The organism is Vibrio sp. 1151_11 (assembly GCF_029478525.1).
In the GTDB taxonomy this organism is placed as follows: domain Bacteria; phylum Pseudomonadota; class Gammaproteobacteria; order Enterobacterales; family Vibrionaceae; genus Vibrio; species Vibrio anguillarum.
In genome coordinates, this window is record NZ_SHMN01000111.1 from 1 (window position 1) to 387 (window position 387).

Here is a 387-nt window from a genome sequence, read left to right on the forward strand (position 1 = left end):
ATTATGATGAAGCCATTGATTTTTATGTAAACAAACTCAAATTTGAACTTATTGAAGATACTCATCAACCTGAACAAGACAAACGTTGGGTGGTTGTGGCTCCACCAAATTCTCATGGTGTTACGTTATTACTTGCCAGAGCCTCGAAGCCAGAGCAGCATGATTTCATTGGGAATCAAGCAGGCGGTCGAGTATTTCTGTTCCTAAATACTGATGATTTCTGGCGTGACTTTAAGCATATGAAATCGATTGGTATTAATTTCGTCCGCGAGCCAACAGAAGAAGACTATGGAACGGTAGCAGTGTTTGAAGACTTGTATGGAAACTTGTGGGATCTTCTTCAATTGAATCCAAGCCATCCAATGGCAAAAAGGTAGCATAACAAAC

Annotated in this window: 1 protein-coding gene; it reads left to right on the forward strand. The window is 40.1% G+C overall.

What is annotated here, in order from left to right:
• The coding region (locus EXZ60_RS18990; RefSeq protein ID WP_194578611.1) for a VOC family protein at positions 1 to 377 on the forward strand (377 nt) is incomplete at its 5' end.
• Between the last annotated feature and the right edge of the window lie 10 nt (positions 378 to 387).